Below are 20,594 nucleotides of genomic sequence, written 5' to 3'. Positions count from 1 at the left end.
GGTAGGGCTCCAGGCTTGTGACTGTTAGGTGCAGGTCGGCGGCGTTGTAGATCTGGTGCGTGCCGTCGTAGAGGCTGCCGATTTCAGCGGCGGCCGCGTCCACCGCGTCAGCGACGTGCGCCGGCGGAAGCAGGACGAGGCTGAGACCCCAGCGTGGGTCACCGTCGACGGGCGCGGGATCCACGCGAAGGGTGCCCCTGTCGAAGGACCGGTGCGCTTCATCCCAGAGAGAGTCGTACTTCACGCCGGTTGCCATCGCTTCACGCTATCGGCCTGTCGCTCCGAGGATGAGCTGTACCGATAGCCGATCGGCTGTCGGACAGCGTGATCGGCTTCGACGGGCCAGTCCGTTGCGGCGGTAGAAAGTCTCCGAGGCAGCGCGGTCCGACAGGAACACCTTCGGCCCGTCGAACTCGTCGAAGGCCTGCTGATAACGGAGCCGGTTCCTCCTGGCGGGCCCGAGCATGAAGCGCAGCATCTCGACGCGGACTCGGTCACGAGTGCCTTCCAAGCGTCCAGCACGGTCGGGCTCGAAGAAGGTGCGCCGAAAGTAGCGGACGATGCCCACGGCGGTCGAGACATCCAGCAGCACCAGACCGGTTGCTCGCTGCAACCGGGCTGGCAACCAACGCGAATAGTTGCCCTCGATGACCCACTGATCGGTGCTCATTGCTTCGTTGTGCATGTATTCGAAATCGAGGTCCGGTCGCTCGAGCCAGTCTGTTGCGGGTAGGTGTCGGTACTGGTCGAGGTGCACGACCGGCAGCGAGCGGGCTCGGCCGACAGCGGCCGCAAGGGTCGACTTGCCACTGTTGGACGGCCCGAGGATGCAAATCCGTTGACCGAGCTCGTCGAGGTCCATCGTGCGAGTCTCGCAGGCACACGCAGAGATGTCGGGCCACTCGGGAGAGGAGACCGTTGATGGATCGGCTGCCGGATGGGCAGCGTTATGGTGACCGCGTGAGCACCTTGCTGTCCGTGGCGGATCTGATGCGGCTACTCGACCCCATGTTCACTCCCCGTGAACGGAAAACGCTCACGGTACGGGTCGAGCAGATCGCCGACGGGCACGAGCTCTTCGACTCCGACATCATCGAGAGCGGCTCAACCTGGCTTCGCTGGGCGGTGTTTGGCGAGGACGGGGGCTCCGGATCGTTGCAGCTGGCTCAAGGCACCCGAGAGATGGTGTTGTCTGTCCAAAGTGATCTTCAGGACTTCCTCGCAGAGACCACATTCGCCTGGGGTGAGCTTCGCGAGCCAAAGGACCTGGCCTAGTCAGTACCTGCCTGCCTGACCGGTAAACGATCGGTCAGCGGCCGCGGGTGAACTGCTGCGCGCTCCGCCGGAGCTCCGAACGCAACGCGGTCGTCGAGACGCGGCCGAGACTCGCCATCCTGCGGAGTCACCCGTCGAGCATGAAGGCCCAGCCGATAACGAGGAACCCCGCGATGATCAGAGTCGCGAGTCCCGTCCAGAACCAGGGCGCCCCCGGTCGTCTGGTCATTTGACCTCGTCCGAATCCGTACTCGCGGACCGTCACCACAACTGAACGGAAGAGCAGTCCCGCTCCGATGAGCCCGACGAGCACAAAGGCAGACCAGATCCACCAGGAGAACGTCATGAGTCGAGCATGCCCCACTCGTGACCGCTACCCGGTGTTTGGAGGTGTCGAGCAGAGCCCGTAGGCGTACAGGTTCCACGACGAAAGCCCAGATGATGACCAGGTCGCCGCGAGCAGCACGCCCTTCCCGAGGTGTGCTTGTGGTGCGTGTCCTCATTCACGAGTGCCTCGATCGGTTCTTCTCCACCGGCGAGCTCTGCACCGGATCACGAGAGCTGCTGTCGCCGGATCCACACGGTCACCCCGAGGTGAGCGATGCCGGTCGCAGCGAGACAGACCATGGCCCACCCGACGACGCCGTGCCTGGTGACGACCAAGAAGATCCCGAAGGCGAGAACGAGGCCGACCAGGAGTGCACCGACCAGGAACAGCAGCAGGCTGGTCACGGGGCTGGCGTTCAACGTGAGCTGCGCGTCACGCACCCAGGCCGGGGTCCGCACAAGATTCACGAGGATCGCGACCGTACCCACCAGGACTGCGATGCTCGCTGCGAGCAGACCTGCTTCAGCCATGGCGAGATGGTACCGGCGAAGGTGCACGCTTCGGCTGGTCCGCGGCCTCGAACGCCCCGGCTGACGCTGACAGGATGGGTTCGTGCAGATCGAAGAAGTGGACGAGCGGCACTACGGCACCGAAGGCGAGCGCGATACGTTCGTCGTGCACTTCTTCCATGCACCGAGCGGCGAGACGGTCGCGCCCGACTGGGACGCCACGAGTTGGTCGGTCAGTGTGATCCGCGTCACCGACGCGGCGTACCGTGCGGCGTTTGCAGAGGCCCGACGACTAGCTGCTGGCGAGATTCCGCCGACACTGTTCTCGGTGTCCCTCGAGACCGCGGGGCCGAACGGCCCGGGAATCCTGCGACTGTTCGGGACCGACCTCAACATGGAGGGACTCGAGCTCGAGCCCGATTCACACGCGGCGAAACGGGAGATGTTCGCCGAGTTCTTCAGTCGCGACCGTACTGCGCACGCGTAATCGCGGATCTGGAGCGCAACCGCTGACGGACTGGAGGCCCGGTGCCAACTGGCGCCGTCCCTCCAGGCTCGGCCGTCACCCCGCTGGCGCGGTGCGTCAGCTGCGAGCGCAGGACGGAGCGGTGTCCGTCTAGGATCGGCGCATGGTCGGATCTCACTGCCGGCACGGGTCACCTTGACGGCCAACGCCTCGCTGCTCGGCAGCTACCTCCGGGCGCGACGAGCGGCGCTCAGCCCGTCCGACGTCGGCCTTCCCGCGGACGACCGACGCCGCGTCCAGGGCCTCCGCCGGACCGAGGTCGCGCAGCTCGCCGGCATCAGCACGGAGTACTACGTGCGGCTGGAGCAGGGCCGGGAGCACGTGCCCTCGGCCCAGGTGATCGCGGCCCTGGCGCGCGCCCTGCGACTGGACGCCGACGGCGCGGCGTACCTCAGAGGCGTGGCGGAACCTGCACCGGCACCCGCTGCAACGGCGCGCGGCCGGCAGCCGAGCGGCGACGAACTCCGACGGCTCGTGCGCCGTTGGGACGGCACCCCGGTCTTCGTCGCCGATCGGAACCTCGACATCGTCGCGTCGAACGCACTGTGCGAAGCGATCGGCGGCGGCGTCCTCAGCCGTGGGCAGAACCGGATCGAGTACGTGTTCTCCGAGGCCTGCCGCGCGAAGTACCCGGTCGAGGAATGGCGTGCACGGGCCGCGCAGATCGTCGCCGTCTTCCGGCTCAGCGCCGACCCCGGCGACGACCGGATGCGCGAGGTGCTCAGGGGGCTGATGACGCGCTCCGCCGAGTTCGCGGACCTCTGGGAACGGCACGACGTGGCGATCCTGACCAACGGCACGTTCGTCCAGGACGTGCCGCCGTTCGGGCGGCTCGACTTCGAGTGGGAGCTCCTCGTCGTCCCGGGGACGGACGGACTGACGATCACGCCACTGTTCCCCTCCTCGCCCGAGAGTGTTGCAGCGGTCGCGTTCCTCCAGGCGCAGACGCAGGTGACTCCTCCGTCGCCATCCTGACGTCGATCAACGGCAGAGCGGACGCGGCCCACGCGAGCGAGCGGGCGATGCCCGCAGCCGCAGCCGCAGCCGCATCGCGGTCCGGCGATCGGGGATCTGCAGCGCGACCACGGACAGCCTGGAGGCCCGGTGCCAGCTGGCACCGTCCCTCCAGGCTCGGCCGTCACCCCGCTGGCGCGGTGCGCCGGTACCGGCTGGTGGGGCCCACCTCCCGTCCGTCGGTCATCCGCCCGTGACGGGTGACCGCTCAGGCGGTCTCAGGCACGCGGGCGACGTCGCCGGCTCCGTAGCGTCCACACGAGTCCACCGGCCGCGAGCAGTGCCGCCGCCAGCAGCCCGAGGGGGAGCAGGTTCGCGCCCGTCCAGGCCAGTGCGCCGCCCGGGTCGCTGCCGGCGTCCGCGCCGCCGTTGCCCGGCGCTGCCGCGCCCGGTGCATCGGATCCGTTGTCACCCGGCGTCGGAGCGCCGCTGCCCGGCGTGCCCGCACCCGGCGAGGTGGTCGGCGACGGAGCAGCCGCAGCCACCACGGTGAAAGCGGCCCGAGCCAGGGCCACACCGTCGACCGATGCGGTGACGGTCACCCGACCGGACGCGGTGCCCGGCACCCGCAGGTCGGTCGAGAACGCACCACTCGCGTCGGTGTGCGCGGTGGCACCACCGATGCGTGGCGCGGTCGCCAGCGCCACGTCGGTGTCGGCCGGGAAGCCGGCGCCGGTCACGGTCTGCGTGTCGCCCGCGTCCACCCGAGGCGACTCGACCCGCAGGACCGGCGTCGCCGCCGCCTTGCTGCTGAAGGCGACGACCGTGCGCTTCGTCACGGACCGTTCGGCGACCGGCACGCTGATGGTGCGGGTGTCGGCGTCGTAGGTCCAGGCGGTGTCCGCGATCACCCGGCCGTCGATGGTGACGGTGCGGGGGCGGTCGGCGTTCGTGAACGTCGCCGTCCACGAGCGGTCCTGCACCTGGCCGGCGAAGGAGCCGTCGGCGGGGGCGATGGTGAGCGAGCCGCCGGTCGCCTGCTGCGTGTAGCGGACGGCGGTGGAGGCGCTGCCCGCCGCGGCCTTCGCGGACGCTGTGGCCGTGGTCATCGCGCTCGACTTCGCGGCGCCGTCCGCGGCGCTGTCCTCACCGGCGTCTTCGTGCAGGTCGAACGAACCGTTCGCTCCGGTCGCCACCGTCAGGGTGACGGCGTCGAGCGGTGCTGCGTCGTTCCCGACCTGCTCCGTCCGGGTGGGGACGATGCCGCCGCTCTTCACGAACACCGGCATGCTGTTCAGGTCGGTCGTCACGTCGGCGGTGGTGCCTCCGGCGTGCGTCTTGCCGGTGAACCAGTCGGTCCACGAGCTGCCGGCCGGGAACCAGACGGAGCGGGTCGCCTTGCCGGAGTCGTCGTTCGCGGTGGTGACCGGGGCGACGAGCACGTCCGGGCCGTACAGGTACTCGGACCCGGCCTGGGCGTAGGACTCCTGCGCCTCGGGGTACTGCAGGTAGAGCGGCTGCAGGATCGGGGTGCCCGTCTCGGTGGCCTGGGCGGCGAGCGTGTAGGTCAGGGGGACCAGGGCCTCGCGGAGGTTCAGGAACCGCTTCGCCGACGCCTCGGCAGCGGCCGGGTCCTGCCACGGCAGTCGGTCGCTGTGGTTGCTGTGCAGACGGTCGATCGGCTGGAAGGCGCCGAGCTGCACCCAGCGGGCGTAGAGGTCCTCGGGCAGCTGGGTGGTGCCCTTCTCGGCGCCCTCGATGCCGTACTGCGCACCGTTGTGTCCACCGATGTCGTGGCTGACCGAGGCCAGACCGGTCGCGGCGGACTCACCGGGGGTGTAGCCGACCTCGGCGAGCAGCATGTCCCACGACGACGTGGTGTCGCCGGTGAAGTGCACGGTCGTGCGCTTGTCCGCCCACGGGCCGGTCGGGACCGACTGCGGGTTGCCGTAGCCACCGGCCGTCAGCGAGCCGTACGCCCGCGAGAACGCGAGCCCCCGGCCGCCGAGCGCCTGGTCCGTGTACTCCGCGTACTGCTGGTTGATGAACGCGTCGGGGGTGACGCCGTTCGCGGAGTACTTCGAGTTCTCGCTGCAGCACCAGTCGAGCCACCACATGTCGACGCCCTTCGGCTGCAGCGAGGTGTGCAGGTCGAAGTAGGCCTTGAGCTGGTCGGGGTCGGACCAGTCGAACAGGTACCGGTCGCCGTCGCCCTTGGTGAGCTTGCCCTTCGCGGTGGCCTGGGCCTTCGCGAACCGCGGGTCCTGGCTCGAGATCGACGGGTGGATGTTGAGGGTGTTGTGGATGCCCTCGGCATGCCAGTCGGCCAGCAGGCCGGTCATGTCCGGGATCCGGGACGGGTCGACCGACCAGCCGTTCCACTTGCTGTCACCCTGGTTGGTGGGGCTGCCGATCTTGTAGTCGGTGTCGATCGCCATGACGTCGACGGGGACGTCCTCGTCGTCGAACTGCTTCGCGATCGCCAGGTAGTCGGCCTGTGATCGGTCGTAGTACTCGGAGTACCAGACGCCGTACGCCCAGCGGGGGAGCAGCTTCGTCGGACCGGTCAGGACGGCGAGCTCCTGCAGGGCGTGGCGGTAGTCGCTGCCGTACCCGAAGACGTAGCCGTCCTGGTAGCGCTCGCCGCCGTGGTCGCCGGCGGGGGTGACGGTGTCGGTCGCCTGGTCGTACAGCGCCGAGGCGCTGTCGTCGAGGAGCGACCAGCCGTCCTGGTAGAGCAGACCCGGGTTCGTCTTCACCGATCCGTTGGCGGTGTCGAGGTCGCGTCGGTACCCGCCGAGCGGTGCATGTGCGGCGAGGACCGGCGACGCGGTGTCGACCACGGCGACGGTGTCGAAGTTCACGTTGCAGTTGTTCGCCACGGTCGGGCACCCGATCACGACGTCGTTCGTGCCAGCGGCCAGGTGCACCGGGACGGTGGCGGTGTTCCAGTAGTCCCAGCCGCTCGTCTTCGGGAGCGGCGCAGTGGTCGACTGCTGACCGGTCGGGGCCGCGGTGAGCGCCGGCGCCCCGGCGGAGCCGTTGGCGTAGCGGACCTGCAGGGCGTAGTCGCCCGCGGCCGGCACCCCGGTGACGTGGGTCGTCAGCTGCGCCCCGGCACGCTCGAAACCGGCGACGAAGCCGTCCCCGGCGAAGCCGTTGTGGTTCGTGGCGGTCGTCGCCGAAGCGGTGCGTGCCGAGTCCTCGGCCTGGCACACGGTGCCGAACGCGCAGTCCTCGCCGGTGATCGTGGTCGACGGTGCCGGGTAGGCGGCGCCGGTGCTGACCAGGGCCAGACTGTCGACGTTCACCCGGCCGGAGTCGTCCGCGGTGCGTTCGATGCGCACGCTGTGTTCGCCCGCCGTCAGGTCGAGCGTCGTGGCGGCGGTGGTCTTCCAGTCGTCCCAGTTCGCGCCGGGTGCGAGCCTGATCGTCTTCGCGGCACCGCCGTCGACCCTCACGCTGAGGGTGCGGGTGGCGACCTGGCCGTCGCCGCCCTGCGAGTTCGCGTAGCGCAGGGCCAGGTCGTACGAGCCGGCACGTGCCGCCGTGGTCGTGAAGGTCATCGCGTTGCCGACGGACTCGAAGCCCGCGGCGAACCCGGCTCCGGTGAAGCCCGCGTGGTCCGTCGCGAGGGACAGGCCGGTGAGTCCGAGCGCCTCGGCCTCGCAGAGTGACCCGATCGTGCACGAGGGGGTCGGCGTCGACACCCACGGCGTGCCGGTGACCCGCTGCCCGGAGGCCGTGGTCACGGTGGTCCGCAGGGTGTCCTGCGTGAAGGCCCCCGAGCCCTCCTTGTACCGGACGGTCATCGCCCCCGTGTCGAGGGTCAGCCAGCCGTCCCGCTCGGTCTTCGTGAAGGTCGTGGGTGCGAAGTCGTCGCGGCCGATGACGTTGAAGGTGCTGCCGTCGGTGAACTGCGAGTCACCCGCGTACTCGGTGCGGATCAGGGTGGGGGAGAGCACCTCGAACCGGGCCTGGCCCGAGACGACGGTGCGGTCCGCTGCGGGGCCCGCGGCGGCCGGGATCGCGGCGATCCCGAGCATGCCGAGGGCGGTCGCAGCGACGATGCCCGTCGACAGCGCACGGCGCAGCCCTCGGGATCGGAAGGAGATGGGGCGCAAGTGGGTGCTCCTCGTGGACGTCGTCGTCCATCGGGCCGTGCAACGGCCGTGACCAGCGGGCCGTCCCTGCGGCGGCCCGTTTACAACGCTGTAAACCATACGACCAGGACGGCTTCCGAGGAAGGGGTAGCCGGGGGTCGGCGCGTTTCGCGGCGCGCGCCGCTCCGGTGAGCGGCGTGGTCGCGTCGTCCGCGGCCGTGGACTCGGGCCGATGACGGACTGGAGGCCCGGTGCCAGGTGGCGCCGTGCCTCCAGTCCGGCCGTCACCCCACTGGCGCGGGGCGCCGGTACCGGCTGGTCATGTCGAGAAGCCGCGACTCCGCGTCGGTGTCACTCGGTGCGACGGCGCCCGCGACGCAGCACCAGGGTCCCGGCACCGGCCAGCAGGAGCAGTGTCGCGAGCAACGCCGGTCCGACAGGTGACTCCGCTCCGGTCGCGGCCAGCGTTCCCGTCGCCGTCGTCGGGGTCGTCGGTGTGCCGGCACCCTGGGTCGCCGGTGTCACGGTCGGAGTCGGCGCGGGCTCCGCAGTGGGCGTCGCGGTCGGTCCTGGCGTGGCTGCAGCGATCAGGGGGCTCTCGGTCATCGCCGTGCCGGTCAGGCAGTGCTTGAGCTCGGTCTCCTTCACCCAGTTCGAACCTGCGGCGACTGCACGGCAACCGGACGCGAACGCGATCTCCCGCTCGTTGTAGAGCATGCGCACGAGCGGTGTGTAGGCCGCTCCGGTAGCCGGGTCGATGCCTGCTCGTGACACGACGTCCCACTGCACGTTCGCGGCCATCGGCGTCACCTGGGAGCCTCGCCACGGGTTGGTGGCGTCGTCGTAGACGTCGGCGTCCGAGGTCGGAGCAGCGTTGTCGGGCGCGGCGACGGTGGATCCGGGCAAACGCAGCAGCGCAGCGAACGGGATGATCGTCTCGGCGTGCGCGAAGCGGAAGGTCGCGACCACATCACCACCAGCGACGCGGGCGTCGATCGTGGCGAAGAAGTCGTCGAGCAGGGGCTCGGCGATCGAGTAGGTCTCATCGTGCCCGGCGAGGCTCGGGCCCTTCTCGTAGAAGTCCTCGGCGTCGAGCAGGTACCCGAACCACTCGGCATCCGCCGGCCGGCCAGCGAAGTACTGGGCGAAGTCGAACGCGTGCGGAGCGACGTTCTCCTCTTGCATGTCGGCCGCGATGATGTACAGGTTGTACAGCGACATCGCCGCGTCGACGGTGCTCTTGATCGACTTCTTCGGATCGCCGCAGGCATCGGGATCGGCCTTGGTGTCGGCGCCGGGCGCGCACGCCACCGCGCCGCCCTTCGAGCCGTCGGCAGTGTTGTACCAGGTGTGTGCCTTGTCCGTGCCGATCGCAGCGATGAACCCGGGCGTGAAGATGCCGGAGAGCAGATCGTTCGCCGCTTCGACGGATCGCGGCTTCGCCTCGATGTACTGCAAGGCTGCGGCGATCGTGCCGCCGTCACCGGTCTGCGCGGCGACGTAGTCCTCGTACGCCTGGGCGCGCTCGCGCTCGGGCGACCCCTCGGCCTTGTCGGTGCCGTCCGGGTTCTCGACGTCGTGGAAGTAGAGCAGATCAGGCCGCGGTTCGAGCTTGACGCCCGCGGCGCCGAAGCCCCGCAAGAAGTTCTCGCCCGACTCCGTGGCGCGAGACTCACCCGAGGTCTCGGCGACCACTCGCCCGCCCGTCTTCGCCGCAGCTGCGAACAGCTGCTTGTTGCGCTGCGCGGCTCGCGCTCCGATGCCCTGGTGCTGGGTGGCACCCTGGCCGGTGAGCATGCCGTAGCCGTTCGCGACGTTCGCCGCGGTGATGGCATCGAGGTTCGCGGAGAACTCCTTCCCGATCTCCGGCGTCAGGAACCCGTTCTCGGCCTGCGCGGTCGCGGCGAGACGGTGCAGCAGCGCGTCGTACTTGTACGCGGAGAGCCCCCGGGATCCGTGGCGTGCGACCGACTCCGTGGCGACGGGTGCGTAGCCCGTCGGTGCCGGCGAGTAGGCGTCGATGTCCGACTGGGTGGGGGCGATGTAGGGCTGCTTGCTGCTGTAGAAGCTGGCCTCGGCGGCGTGTGCCGGTGCTCCGAGCATCAGCGAGGCGAGGGCAGCGACGGCGATGCAGGACAGCGCGGTGCGGGTGTTCATGGGGCCTCCGGTATCGGGACCCTCGGGCGGCGGTCCGACAAGCAGAGGTAGCGGCAGCGGGTGAACAGCCCTTGACCTGGGGGTGACCGGATGGTGCTGCCGGCCGCCGCATCCACGCCGTGCGGTTCTCAGCCGGGCAACCTCGACGGCGTCTGTCCACGGAGCCGGTCCGCGGCGTCCGACGCGGCACCGACCATGCGGCGGATGAACGCCGCGTGGTGCTCGAGCTCTGCTGCAGGCACCTCTTGCAGGGCGGCAGCGATCTCGGCGGTCGATCGCTCCGTGAACGCCCGCGCACGTTCCCGTGCCGCCGGTGTCGGACGGAGCGTCACCCGGCGCCGGTCGGTGTGCTCGCGGCTGCGTGCGAGCAGACCGGCCGCCTCCAGGCGGTTCAGCAGCACCGTCACGGAGCCGGAGGTCATACCGATCCGCTGCCCGAGCCGTGCGGGTGACAGCGGGTCTCCGGACGAGTCGGCCCAGAGCACCTGTCCGAGGGCGTTCGCATCCGTGGTCGGCAGGTCGAGCCACGAGGACATCAGCTGGTTGAGCTCGGCGAACGCCACCGCCCACGTCTGGAGCGCTTCCATCACCTCGACCTGGGGTGCGTCCCACTCCATCTCGAACACGTCGTCCATCAGATTCCTTTACTGTGTAGTATCTTTACTGTAAAGCTCGCAACGGAGGAACACCATGGCAAACCGCACCGCTGTCATCTCAGGAGCCAGTATCGCTGGCCTGTCGACCGCCTACTGGCTTCGCCGGACCGGATGGGACGTGACCGTCATCGAACGCGCCGCTGCGTTCCGTGACGGCGGACAGAACGTTGATGTTCGAGGCGTCGCGCGCGACGTGCTTCGCAAGATGGGCTTGTTCGACGCCGTGAAGGCACGGAACACCACCGAGACGGGCACCGTCCTCGTTGACGGGCGCGGGGCCGTCACCGCCGAACTGCCCTCCGACGGGGTCGGCGGTGCGACAGCGGAACTCGAGATCCTGCGCGGTGACCTCGCTCGGACGATCCTCGACAACCTGCCGCCCGGCGTCTCCTTCGTCTACGGGGACACTGTGTCGGACGTCGACGACGACGCTGCGGGAGTCACCGTGACGACCGCGAAGGGGCAGCGCCTCCGCGCGGACCTGTTCGTCATCGCCGAGGGGGTGCGGTCCCGGACCCGTGCGATGGTCTTCGACGAGGACGACGTCGACCAGCGCGACCTCGACGTCACCATGGTCTTCGGGACCATCCCGCGGACCGACGGTGATGACGACCGGTGGCGGTGGCACAACGCCGTCCGCGGACGCCAGGTCCACCTGCGACCCGACCCGTACGGCACCACGCGCGCGATCCTCGCCTACTCTCCCGGGGACGACGTCATCGGTCTGACTCGTGAGCAGACACTGGCGGCGGTGCGGCGCAGGTACGACGGAGTCGGGTGGGAGGCGCCGCGGGTCCTGGACGCGCTCGACACGTCCCCGGACGTCTACATCGACCAGCTCCAGCAGATCCGGATGCGGACCTGGCACCGCGGCCACGTCGTGATGGCCGGTGACGCCGGATGGTGCGTCACGCCGATGGGTGGCGGCGGTGCCTCACTCGCGCTCACCGCCGGGTACGTCCTGGCCGCAGAGGTCGCAGACGCGACGAAGGACCAGGAGGCAGCGCTGACCGCGTACGAGAAGTGGATGCGCCCGCTGGTCGACGATGTGCAGGACCTCCCTCGCGGACTCAAGGCCCTGGCGTACCCGCAGTCCCGACTCGCGCTCGCGCTCCGCGGGCTCCTGAACAAGGTGCTGATGTCACGGCCGCTCCGACCAGTCGCCATGAAGCTCACCCAGGTCGCCGAGACCGATCGCGATTTGCCGGTCCTCCTCGATCGCTGAGTCCTCAGCGCGGCACGGGGCGCGCTCACTGCGCGTGACGTCCGGCAAGCTGGGGGAATGGCCGACACAGTCCCAGGGACCGTCCACTTCCACCAGAAGCACCACGAAGCGATCATCCGCGGCGAGAGGGTCACCACCGTGCGGTGGAACGAGTCCGTGCAGGTCGGCGAAGCGATGTTCGTCTTCGACGATCACTCGACCGCCGAACCGGTGGCCGGCACGATCACCGCCGTGCACCGGTACCGGCTCGACACCCTCACGGCAGAACAGGCGCATCAGCCGCCGGAGACGGACATGCAGCTCTTCGGCCAGCAGCTCCGTTAGAACTACTACCCCGAGATGCCGGACGATGCGATCGTCGAGGTGGCCGAACTCACGACCAGGCCGTCCCGGTAGTCGGTCGGCTGTCGCGCGCGAGCGCCGCCGTCGTCATCGATCTCGGGCGTCCCCGTCGCCGTCGAAGACCTGCCGGTTGCCGGCGATCACCTGCTGGTGTTCCCGCACCCAGTCGGCGAGGGCGAGCGCCACGTACTGCAGCGACCGTCCGAGGTCGGTGAGCTCGTACTCGACGCGGGGCGGCACCTCGGCGTGGACCGTCCGCGAGACGAGCCCGTCGCGCTCGAGTGCGCGCAGCGTCACGGTCAGCATCCGGCGTGAGATGCCGGGGATGACCTCGGCGAGCTCGGTGAACCGCTGCCGCTCGTCGCCGAGCACCCCGATCACCAACAGCGTCCACTTGTCGCCCATCCGGGACAGCAGCGACCGGAAGAGTTCCGGGTCCTCGCTCGTGCAGAGCTCGGCCATCGTGGGCATCGACTGGTGGAGCCTGGCCTGCAACGTCTCCAGCGCGGTCTGGTCCGTCATGGGGTCTCCCGTGGTTACTGCCGGGTAACAGGGGATCGTTTGCGGTAACGGGAACCCGGCGGGCAGGGTTACCCATCGTAACCGAAGCCCGGGTCGCCGACCCGGGAACGATCGAAGGAGTGTCATGATCCCGTTCCGCCTGGACGCCAGCATCCGCACCGACGGCTCCACCAGCCGAGCACTCGGCGACATCGTCGAAACCGAGTGGAGTGCCGTGCACGCGGGCTCCGAGGTGACGCGCCGTCACGTCGGCACCGACCCCGTGCCCGCCGACAGCTGGGCGAACGCCGTCGCCGCCTCCGCGACGCCCGAGTCCGAGCGCACGGCGGCCCAGGTCGCCGCGGTCGACCTGGCCGCCGAGCTGACCGACGAGCTCGCCGGTGCCGACGCGCTGCTGTTCGCCGTGCCGCTCTACAACTTCGGCGTCTCGCAGCACTTCAAGTCCTACGTCGACCTCGTGCTGACCGACCCGCGCATGTCGCCCGGCGCCGTGCCCGCGACCCTTGGCAAGCCGGCCGTCCTCGTGACGGTGCAGGGCGGCAACTACTCCGCCGGCACACCCAGGGAGGGCTGGGACCACGCCACGGCTTGGATGCGCCGCATCCTGGAGGACGTCTGGCAGCTCGACCTCGATGTGGTGACGCGTGAGTTCACGCTCGTCGGGGTGAACCCCGCCCTCGACCAGTTCACCGAGCTGGCCGACGAGTTGCGGGTCCGCGCCGAAGACCAGGCGGGACGGCACGGCCGCACGCTGGCGGCCGTGCCGAAGGCTGCGTGAAGCCGGCGCCTACGACGCGAGCATCTGCGCCACCACCGCGTACAGCTCCTCGGGGCGGCCGGCGAGCATCTGCTTGATCAACGCGGTCTGCTCGTCGACGACGACCTCGTAGTCGCCGCGCTCGACCCCGTCCAGGGTCGCGCGCGCCACGTCCGCCGGGTCGGTCTTGGCCATCGAGATCCCCGCGGTCATGTCGGTGTCGGCCACTCCGAGGTGCACGGACATCACCGTGGTTCCTTGGCCGGCCAGCTCGTGACGCAACGCGTTGCCCATGTTCCACAGGGCGGCCTTCGACACCGCGTAGGCGGAGGCTCCGGGCATGGCGAGCCACGAGGCACCCGAGGCGATGTTCACGATGCCCCCACCGCCGTTCGCCGCCAGGACCGGCGCGAACGCGCGGATCACGGAAAGGGTGCCCCAGACGTTCGTGTCCATGTCGGCGTGCGCTGCGTCCAGATCGCCCAGCAGGGTCGCCGTGGTCGCGATCCCGGCGTTGTTGATCAGGAGATCGACGTCGGTGGCGACCGCGGCGGCCGCTGCGACCGACGCGGGGGAGGTGATGTCGAGGGCGAGGCGCTCGACGCCCTCGAGGTCGATCAGTTCGGGGCGTCGGGCGGTGGCGTAGACCTTCGCCCCGCGTCCGATCAGCTGTGCGGCGAGGTGGCGTCCGATACCGCGGTTCGTTCCGGTGACGAGGGCAGTGGCTCCAGAGAGGTTCATGCCGCTACGGTAGAACCTGACGTCAACGTGAGAATCAAGCCCGAGGGACAGAACGATGCGGATCGGTGAACTCGCAGAACGGGCCGGCGTCAGCGTCCGGTCGCTGCGGTACTACGAGGAACAGGGCCTCCTCGAGTCCGAGCGGACCACGGGCGGACACCGGGAGTACCGCGAGCCCGATGTCGCGCGGGTGCGCTTCATGCAGATGCTCTACGCGGCGGGCATGCCGAGTCGTCGGATCGTCGAGATCCTGCCCTTCCTCGACACCGGGGTCGCGACGCGGACGATGCTCGACCACTTCGACGAGGAGAGCGATCGCATCCGACGCCAGATCGAGGCCCTCGGTGCCACCCACGACCGCCTCGCGCGGCTCCGCGACATCGCGGCGGAGTCCGTCGCGGGGCGGCCGCCGGAGGAGTGCCGCTCGTCGGCGAACGCCGCCGCCGCCTGAGCGCCCCCGACTAGCTGGCGGCGGGCCTGCTGAACAGGTTGACGACGTTGCCGTCCGGGTCGCGGACCAGTGCGGAGCGGTTGCCCCACGGCATCGTGGTCGGCTCCAGGACGACGTCGTCGCTGCCGAGCTGCAGTCCGGCGAACTCGCCGTCGACGTCGGCGACCTCGAACTCGATGAGCACGGAACGGTTCGTGGCCGGCGTCAGCGCGCCGCCGAGCATGGCGACCGTGGCGGTGCTGGCGATCGCGAGGGTCCCACCCGGGCCGCTGAACTGCGCGAAGACCGGTGCGGGGCGCTCGGCCGGCTGGCCGGTGATCCGCTCGTAGAAGGCGACCATGCCTTCGAGGTCGTCGGTGATGATGCGGACGGATGCGAACGACATGGGATTCCTCACGGTGGTGCTGCTGACTCGGAGCGACCAGCTTCACCGGCCGTCGCGACACCGTCCTGTCGGTGTTTCCGGAAACCGACGGCGCAGCTACTCGTCGAGGACCGGCCGGAGTCGTCCGTACTGGATCGCGAGGTCCTCGGATCGCAGGACGCGCTGCGCGGGCCGCTCGTCGGTGACCTCGACGGACAGCATCCGGTCGCCCCGGAACGCCCGCACCCCGTCGCGCATCCGGCACCAGGCGATCAGGTACCACTGACCGTCCTTCCCGATCGACCCCAGCGGTTCGACGTCCCGGACGGACTCCGCTCCGTCGGCGTCCCGGTACCGGAGTCGCACGACTCGATCGGCACGCAGGGCCGCCGCGAACTCGGCCGGGACGACCGTGTCCTCGTCGTCCTCGTCGTCCTCCAGGAAGTGCACCCGGGAGGCCAGCGCGCTGGCTCGTGCGGCATCGCCGGCGGGCATCACCGCGAGCGTCTTCCTGGCGGCGGTGTGCGCCGCGTGCCGGAACGGACTGCGCCCCAGCGAGCCGAGCCCGATCAGCACCGCGAGGGCTTCATCCGGCGTGAAGCCCGCCGGACCGAGCGTCGCGGACGCGTCGATGACGTACCCACCCGTCCGGCCGGGCTCCGCCCAGATGGGCACACCCGACTGCTGCAGCGCGGAGATGTCCCGTTCGATGGTCCGGACCGACACCTCGAACCGCTCCGCGAGACGACGCGCGCTCCGCGGTTGCGGGGAGACGGCGCGCAACTCCTCCACGAGGCCGTAGAGCCGATCGGTGCGATTCACCTGGCCATCTTCGCTGTCGTGCCGAGGGTTCCGTCAGATCCACGCCGTCTCGTCTGCCACGTGCTCGTGGGGCTCGCATCCGTCCGCCTAGGCTGCGGGGGTGTCTGCAGCCCTGACCGTCGAACTCCTCCGGACGTTCGGCGTTGCGATCGAACGCGGGTTGTCCGAACGGGAACTGGCCCGGGCCGAGCGTCGGTACGGCGTCCGGTTCGGCGCGGACCACCGAGCCCTGCTCTCCCTCGCAGTGCCGAGCGGGGACGGCTGGTTCGACTGGCGCGCTCGGAACGACGAACGGCTGCGACGGGCGATCCGGTGGCCGGTCGAGGGTGTCCTGTTCGACGTCCGTCACGACGCCTTCTGGCCCGGGTCGTGGGGCGAGCGACCCAGCGATGAGTCGCAGCGTCTCGAGGTGGCCGAGCGGCACCTGCTGCGGTGGCCGCAGCTGGTGCCGTTGTACTCGCACCGCTACCTGCCTGCCGCGCCGGTCGGCAGCGGGGCGCCCGTCTTCTCGGTGTACCAGACGGACGTGGTCATCTACGGCGATGATCTCGTCGACTACGTCAAGCGAGAGTTCCGGCCGGATCGTACCGAGCGGGAGACCAGCGTCGGGATGCACGACCTGGAGCCGTGGACGCTGCTCGCCTTCGGCGAGGACGTGCCCTGAACGCAACGAGCGGATCGGGCTGCCGGCGGTTCTGAACGCAACGGCTGACGGACTGGAGGCACGGTGCCAGCCGGCACCGCGCCTCCAGTCCGTCCCTGGGTCGCGCCCAGGGCGTGTCAGGACTCCGACAGGAATCCGGCGCGGAGCGTGAGGGCTCCGTCAGGGAAGCGCTCGCGCCGTCGGCGGTCCGGCATGATCGGCAGGTTGCCCGTACGCACCACGGAACCAGGAGGACACCGGTGGCCCTCATCGACAACGGCATCTACGTCAACGGAACGCGGACGGACTCGCCCGCGGACCTCGGACGCACGTACGAAGCGCTCGACGCCGCCGGGAGGGGCGCGATGGCCTGGATCGGGCTGTTCCGACCGACCGCCACCGAACTGGCGTCCGTCGCCGACGAGTTCGGGCTGCACCCGCTCGCCGTCGAGGACGCGCACAAGGGGCACCAGCGGGCGAAGCTCGAGCGCTACGGCGACACCCTGTTCGTGGTGCTGCGACCCGCCTGGTACGACGAGGACGAGGAGACGGTCGAGTTCGGTGAGGTGCACCTGTTCACCGGGCGCGACTTCGTCGTCACCGTCCGGCAGGCGGAACGGCCGAACCTCGCCGACGTGCGGAAGCGACTCGAAGCCGACCCGGACGCCCTGGGGCGCGGGTCCGAGGCGGTGCTCTGCGCGGTCCTCGACGAGGTCATCGACAGCTACGCCCCGGTCGTCGCCGGGCTGCAGGACGACATCGACGACATCGAGGACGACCTGTTCGACGGCGACGTCGACCCGGCGTCCTCGCGGCGGATCTACCAGCTGCTCAGCGAGGTCATCGGGTTCCAGCGTGCCATCGGCCCGCTGCCCGGGATGCTCAACGCGTTGCTGCGGGGTGCCGAGAAGTACGGCACGGACACCGAGGTGCAGAACCAGCTGCGGAACGTCCTCGACCACGCGATCCGCGTCACCGAGCGGGTGGACACGTTCCGGACGCTGCTCGAGAACGCCCTCACGCTGCACTCGACCCTGGTGACGCAGGAGCAGAACGACGCGATGCGCCGGATGACCAGCGCGAGCCTGGCGCAGGGGGAGGAGAGCCGGCGGCTGGCTCGGGCGTCGATGGAGCAGGGCGAAGAGGTGAAGAAGATCTCGTCGTGGGCAGCCATCCTGTTCGCTCCCACGTTGGTGGCGTCGATCTACGGCATGAACTTCGAGCACATGCCCGAGCTGCGGTGGGCGTGGGGGTACCCCGCGGCGATCGTCGCGATGGTCCTGCTGGCGGTCGTGCTGTGGGCGGTGTTCAAGCGGCGGCACTGGCTCTGAGCGTGCGTGACGACGGACTGGAGGCGCGGTGCCAGCTGGCACCGTGCCTCCAGTCCGTCCGCTGGTCGCGTCGCGCGAACGACGCCGGCTTGTTCACCCAACCGACGCATGCGCGTGGCAGGGTGGTCCGGGGCATCGTCGCCCGCAGCCCAGCCAGCCGCCAGCGGAGCACGATGCCAACACCCGACCTGATGATCGTCACGGACCTCGACGGGACGTTCCTCGACCACCACGACTACTCGTTCGACGCGGCCCTGCCGATGTTGGAACAGCTGCGGGCGGACGACGTCCCCGTGGTGTTCTGCAGCAGCAAGACGCGTGCCGAGATCACGGCGCTGCAGGCGCGCACCGGGCTCGACGGGCACGCGTTCGTGGCGGAGAACGGCGCGGTCGTGGTCGGATCGGCGGGCGAGGTGCTGGTCGGACCGGTCGACGGCGACCTCGAGCGGTTGCACGCCGAACTCGCCCGCGTCCGCCGGGCACTGCATCTGCGGTTCGAGACCTTCGGTGGCGTGACCGACGCGGTCGTCGCCGCGTGGACGGGGCTCGACTTCGAAGCGGCCGGACGCGCGCAGCAGCGCGAGGCGTCCGAGGTGCTGCTCTGGCACGCCGAGGACGACGACCGGGCCGACGCGTTCCGCGCGGCGCTCGCCGCGGTCGGCCTCGACCTGGTGCGGGGCGGCCGGTTCTGGCACGTGCTGCCGGCGGGCCGCGACAAGGGCGCGGCGGTCCGGACGCTGATCGCCGACCGCGAGCGTCGGACGGGGACTGTCCCGCGCACGATCGGACTCGGTGACGGCCCGAACGACACCGCGTTGCTCGACGCGGTCGACTTCGCCGTCGTGGTCCGCGGGCACGGCCCGGCACCCGGACCACTCGCGGACGACCGCCCCGAGCGCGTCCACCGCACGACCGCCCCCGGCCCGCAGGGCTGGACCGAGGGCCTCACCCGGTTCACCACCCCGTCCGTCAGGAGCCACCGATGAGCGACTTCCACCAGAACGGCGTCATCACGACGTTCCACGACCTCGGTCGCCGCAGCACCGCGAGCCTCGAGGAGGACCTGCGGGGCTTCGCCGAGAAACGCCCGATGAGCCTGATCCTGCCGGCGCTGTACTCCGAGCTCGAGCGCCCGGCCCTGTCGCGGATCGTCGACGAGCTGGCCGAGGCCGACTGGCTCAGCGAGATCGTGATCGGGCTCGACCGGGCCGACCGCTCGCAGTTCGAGCACGCCCGCGAGTTCTTCTCGCGGCTGCCGCAGCGGCACCGGATCCTGTGGAACGACGGGCCGCGGCTGCGCGAGCTCGACGCCGAACTGGAGCGCGCGGGACTGGCACCGGGGGAGCCCGGCAAGGGCCGGAACGTCTGGTACTGCACCGGGTACGCCCTGGCGTCGGAGCGGGCGGACTGCATCGCCCTGCACGACTGCGACATCACCACCTACGAGCGGGGCATGCTCGCGCGGCTGTTCTACCCGGTCGCGAACCCCGCGTTCGACTACGAGTTCTCGAAGGGCTACTACGCCCGCGTCGCCGACGGTCGGATCAACGGCCGCGCCGCGCGGCTGCTCGTCGGGCCGCTGCTCCGCTCGCTCCGCCAGGTCTACGGGGAGTCCGAGTACCTGGAGTACCTGAGCAGCTTCCGGTACCCGCTGTCCGGCGAGTTCGCGATGCGTGCCCACGTGCTGAACGGCCTGAAGATCCCCGGTGACTGGGGACTCGAGATCGGCATGCTGTCCGAGGTGTACCGCGACTACGCGACCCGGCAGGTGTGCCAGGTGGAGATCGCCGACGCGTACGACCACAAGCACCAGCCCCTCGCCGAGGCCGACGGCACCGGCGGCCTCGCCCGGATGGGCAACGACATCGTGCAGTCGCTGCTCCGGAAGCTCGCGACCATGGGCGTCCCGCTCACGTCCGACTCGTTCCGCGTGCTCAAGGCGACGTACTACCGGAACGCGCTCGACATCGTCGAGGTGTACCGGCACGAAGCCGAGATGAGCGGGCTCGCGTTCGACCAGCACGCCGAGGAAGCCGCGGTGGAGCTCTTCACCAAGGCGATCCTCGACGCCGGCGGCGCCTTCACGGCGCGGCCGAACGACAAGCCGTTCATCCCGAGCTGGAGCCGGGTGCGCTCAGCGGTGCCGGACGTGCTCGACCGGCTGCGGGACGCGGTGGAGGCGGACCAGCAGGACTGACGGGGTCACTCGACCCGGTGACGGCATCGAGGATGCCGTCACCGACCGGACCGGCGGAGGGCGTCGAGGGGGACCCATCCTGGCTGCGAGCGTTGCCATGATCGGAAACGGTCGATGCGACCCTGCGCGGCCGCCACGGCAGGCCGAGCCCGTCGGATCACTCGGCCCCGCAGGACGAGGAAGCCCGAGCCCACGAGGACGAAGAAGCCCGCCAGAGCCAGCCCCGTCAGGCGGATCGGGCCGACTACTGACCAGCCGATCGAGACGCCGCCGAGCGCACACAGCACGCACCCCCAGAACAACAGTCGGCTCGCGGTGTGCCGGAAGGTCCGGATGAGCCGTTCATCGTGTTCGATCGTCGGCGTGCTGCCGGGCTCTGACTCTGCGAACCCCACCCGGAGCCGCATCACGAGCCCCAGATGACGTACGCGACGACCCCGAGGACGACCACACCGCCGATGGGGACGAAGAAGATCCAGTCGTTCCGGATCGGCGCGCTACCCGGTCGATGGTCTCGCTGGAACGGGGCGACCGGGTTGCCGCTGACCCCGGGGAGGAAGTCGGTCGAGTGCTGTCGGACCGGTTCTTCGGGACGCTGGTCGTGCATGTGACCCCCCAGAGTCGACGGGTGCTGATGACCCTCGCGTTGATCTTGCCCGACATCGAGCGCCGTGACCACCACCGGTGCAAT

The 20,594-nt window shown here is 70.0% G+C and carries 22 protein-coding genes; 11 read left to right on the top strand and 11 right to left on the bottom strand.

Features of this window, described 5'->3' with window-relative positions:
- Positions 1 to 265: 265 nt before the first annotated feature.
- Complete coding sequence (locus DEJ00_RS11400; RefSeq protein WP_181440160.1) at positions 266 to 862, bottom strand: AAA family ATPase; 597 nt, start codon at positions 860 to 862, stop codon at positions 266 to 268.
- A gap of 98 nt (positions 863 to 960) precedes the next feature.
- Between DEJ00_RS11400 and DEJ00_RS11395 the strand changes: the two genes are divergently transcribed.
- Complete coding sequence (locus DEJ00_RS11395) at positions 961 to 1,275, top strand: hypothetical protein (RefSeq protein WP_111057424.1); 315 nt, start codon at positions 961 to 963, stop codon at positions 1,273 to 1,275.
- Between the two features lie 127 nt (positions 1,276 to 1,402).
- Here DEJ00_RS11395 and DEJ00_RS11390 read toward each other — a convergent pair whose 3' ends face one another.
- Both DEJ00_RS11390 and DEJ00_RS11385 read right to left on the bottom strand, forming a co-directional pair.
- On the bottom strand, positions 1,403 to 1,621 hold the full coding sequence (locus DEJ00_RS11390) for a hypothetical protein (protein WP_056072658.1): 219 nt from the start codon (positions 1,619 to 1,621) through the stop codon (positions 1,403 to 1,405).
- Between the two features lie 206 nt (positions 1,622 to 1,827).
- Entirely contained in the window at positions 1,828 to 2,133 is a 306-nt protein-coding gene (locus DEJ00_RS11385; protein ID WP_146247946.1) for a hypothetical protein, read from the bottom strand.
- 82 nt (positions 2,134 to 2,215) lie between these two features.
- On the opposite strand from DEJ00_RS11385, the gene DEJ00_RS11380 reads away from it, so the two are divergent.
- Together DEJ00_RS11380 and DEJ00_RS11375 are read left to right on the top strand one after the other, a co-directional pair.
- On the top strand, positions 2,216 to 2,599 hold the full coding sequence (locus DEJ00_RS11380; protein ID WP_111057422.1) for a hypothetical protein: 384 nt from the start codon (positions 2,216 to 2,218) through the stop codon (positions 2,597 to 2,599).
- Between the two features lie 174 nt (positions 2,600 to 2,773).
- The gene (locus DEJ00_RS11375) at positions 2,774 to 3,613 is read left to right on the top strand and encodes a helix-turn-helix domain-containing protein (protein ID WP_181440159.1); all 840 of its coding nucleotides are present in this window, start codon (positions 2,774 to 2,776) and stop codon (positions 3,611 to 3,613) included.
- Positions 3,614 to 3,870: 257 nt separating this feature from the next.
- Here DEJ00_RS11375 and DEJ00_RS11370 read toward each other — a convergent pair whose 3' ends face one another.
- From DEJ00_RS11370 to DEJ00_RS11360, 3 genes are all read right to left on the bottom strand, one after another.
- Complete coding sequence (locus tag DEJ00_RS11370; protein WP_220038866.1) at positions 3,871 to 7,716, bottom strand: TIM-barrel domain-containing protein; 3,846 nt, start codon at positions 7,714 to 7,716, stop codon at positions 3,871 to 3,873.
- Between the two features lie 330 nt (positions 7,717 to 8,046).
- Positions 8,047 to 9,852 carry a histidine-type phosphatase gene (locus tag DEJ00_RS11365; RefSeq protein WP_111057420.1) on the bottom strand — a complete coding sequence of 602 codons (1,806 nt, stop codon included), beginning with the start codon at positions 9,850 to 9,852 and terminating at the stop codon, positions 8,047 to 8,049.
- Positions 9,853 to 9,980: 128 nt separating this feature from the next.
- Positions 9,981 to 10,487: a MarR family winged helix-turn-helix transcriptional regulator gene (locus tag DEJ00_RS11360; RefSeq protein WP_111057419.1), complete on the bottom strand. Its 507-nt coding sequence runs from the start codon at positions 10,485 to 10,487 to the stop codon at positions 9,981 to 9,983.
- Between the two features lie 55 nt (positions 10,488 to 10,542).
- On the opposite strand from DEJ00_RS11360, the gene DEJ00_RS11355 reads away from it, so the two are divergent.
- Together DEJ00_RS11355 and DEJ00_RS11350 are read left to right on the top strand one after the other, a co-directional pair.
- A complete protein-coding gene (locus DEJ00_RS11355; protein ID WP_111057418.1) occupies positions 10,543 to 11,733 on the top strand; it encodes an FAD-dependent monooxygenase in 1,191 nt (396 codons plus the stop codon).
- Between the two features lie 57 nt (positions 11,734 to 11,790).
- Entirely contained in the window at positions 11,791 to 12,057 is a 267-nt protein-coding gene (locus DEJ00_RS11350; RefSeq protein ID WP_111057417.1) for an ASCH domain-containing protein, read from the top strand.
- A 105-nt stretch (positions 12,058 to 12,162) separates the two neighbouring features.
- On the opposite strand, the gene DEJ00_RS11345 is transcribed toward DEJ00_RS11350, so the two are convergent.
- Entirely contained in the window at positions 12,163 to 12,597 is a 435-nt protein-coding gene (locus DEJ00_RS11345; protein WP_308203004.1) for a helix-turn-helix domain-containing protein, read from the bottom strand.
- Positions 12,598 to 12,721: 124 nt separating this feature from the next.
- Here DEJ00_RS11345 and DEJ00_RS11340 point away from each other — a divergent pair, with 124 nt between their 5' ends.
- A complete protein-coding gene (locus DEJ00_RS11340) occupies positions 12,722 to 13,375 on the top strand; it encodes an FMN-dependent NADH-azoreductase (protein WP_111057416.1) in 654 nt (217 codons plus the stop codon).
- Positions 13,376 to 13,384: 9 nt separating this feature from the next.
- On the opposite strand, the gene DEJ00_RS11335 is transcribed toward DEJ00_RS11340, so the two are convergent.
- Entirely contained in the window at positions 13,385 to 14,095 is a 711-nt protein-coding gene (locus tag DEJ00_RS11335; protein ID WP_111057415.1) for an SDR family oxidoreductase, read from the bottom strand.
- Positions 14,096 to 14,150: 55 nt separating this feature from the next.
- On the opposite strand from DEJ00_RS11335, the gene DEJ00_RS11330 reads away from it, so the two are divergent.
- Complete coding sequence (locus DEJ00_RS11330) at positions 14,151 to 14,546, top strand: MerR family transcriptional regulator (RefSeq protein ID WP_027464801.1); 396 nt, start codon at positions 14,151 to 14,153, stop codon at positions 14,544 to 14,546.
- Positions 14,547 to 14,556: 10 nt separating this feature from the next.
- Here the strand turns inward: DEJ00_RS11330 and DEJ00_RS11325 are convergent, their stop codons facing one another.
- Together DEJ00_RS11325 and DEJ00_RS11320 are read right to left on the bottom strand one after the other, a co-directional pair.
- On the bottom strand, positions 14,557 to 14,931 hold the full coding sequence (locus DEJ00_RS11325; RefSeq protein WP_111057414.1) for a VOC family protein: 375 nt from the start codon (positions 14,929 to 14,931) through the stop codon (positions 14,557 to 14,559).
- A 96-nt stretch (positions 14,932 to 15,027) separates the two neighbouring features.
- Positions 15,028 to 15,732: a YafY family protein gene (locus DEJ00_RS11320; protein ID WP_111057413.1), complete on the bottom strand. Its 705-nt coding sequence runs from the start codon at positions 15,730 to 15,732 to the stop codon at positions 15,028 to 15,030.
- Positions 15,733 to 15,832: 100 nt separating this feature from the next.
- Between DEJ00_RS11320 and DEJ00_RS11315 the strand changes: the two genes are divergently transcribed.
- The 4 genes from DEJ00_RS11315 to DEJ00_RS11300 all read left to right on the top strand — a co-directional run bounded on the left by DEJ00_RS11315 (position 15,833) and on the right by DEJ00_RS11300 (position 19,903).
- Positions 15,833 to 16,396 (top strand): hypothetical protein, encoded by a 564-nt coding sequence (locus DEJ00_RS11315; RefSeq protein ID WP_111057412.1) that lies wholly within the window; start codon positions 15,833 to 15,835, stop codon positions 16,394 to 16,396.
- A 239-nt stretch (positions 16,397 to 16,635) separates the two neighbouring features.
- Positions 16,636 to 17,706: a magnesium and cobalt transport protein CorA gene (locus tag DEJ00_RS11310; protein ID WP_111057411.1), complete on the top strand. Its 1,071-nt coding sequence runs from the start codon at positions 16,636 to 16,638 to the stop codon at positions 17,704 to 17,706.
- A 173-nt stretch (positions 17,707 to 17,879) separates the two neighbouring features.
- Entirely contained in the window at positions 17,880 to 18,692 is an 813-nt protein-coding gene (locus DEJ00_RS11305; RefSeq protein ID WP_111057483.1) for an HAD-IIB family hydrolase, read from the top strand.
- The gene (locus tag DEJ00_RS11300) at positions 18,689 to 19,903 is read left to right on the top strand and encodes a glycosyl transferase (protein ID WP_027464806.1); all 1,215 of its coding nucleotides are present in this window, start codon (positions 18,689 to 18,691) and stop codon (positions 19,901 to 19,903) included. The genes DEJ00_RS11305 and DEJ00_RS11300 overlap by 4 nt, the downstream gene beginning before the upstream one ends.
- A gap of 406 nt (positions 19,904 to 20,309) precedes the next feature.
- On the opposite strand, the gene DEJ00_RS11290 is transcribed toward DEJ00_RS11300, so the two are convergent.
- Entirely contained in the window at positions 20,310 to 20,510 is a 201-nt protein-coding gene (locus DEJ00_RS11290; protein ID WP_111057409.1) for a hypothetical protein, read from the bottom strand.
- Between the last annotated feature and the right edge of the window lie 84 nt (positions 20,511 to 20,594).

It is taken from the genome of Curtobacterium sp. MCLR17_039 (assembly GCF_003234745.1).
Taxonomy (GTDB): Bacteria; Actinomycetota; Actinomycetes; order Actinomycetales; family Microbacteriaceae; genus Curtobacterium; species Curtobacterium flaccumfaciens.
This window is presented reverse-complemented; position numbering and strand designations above follow the sequence as displayed.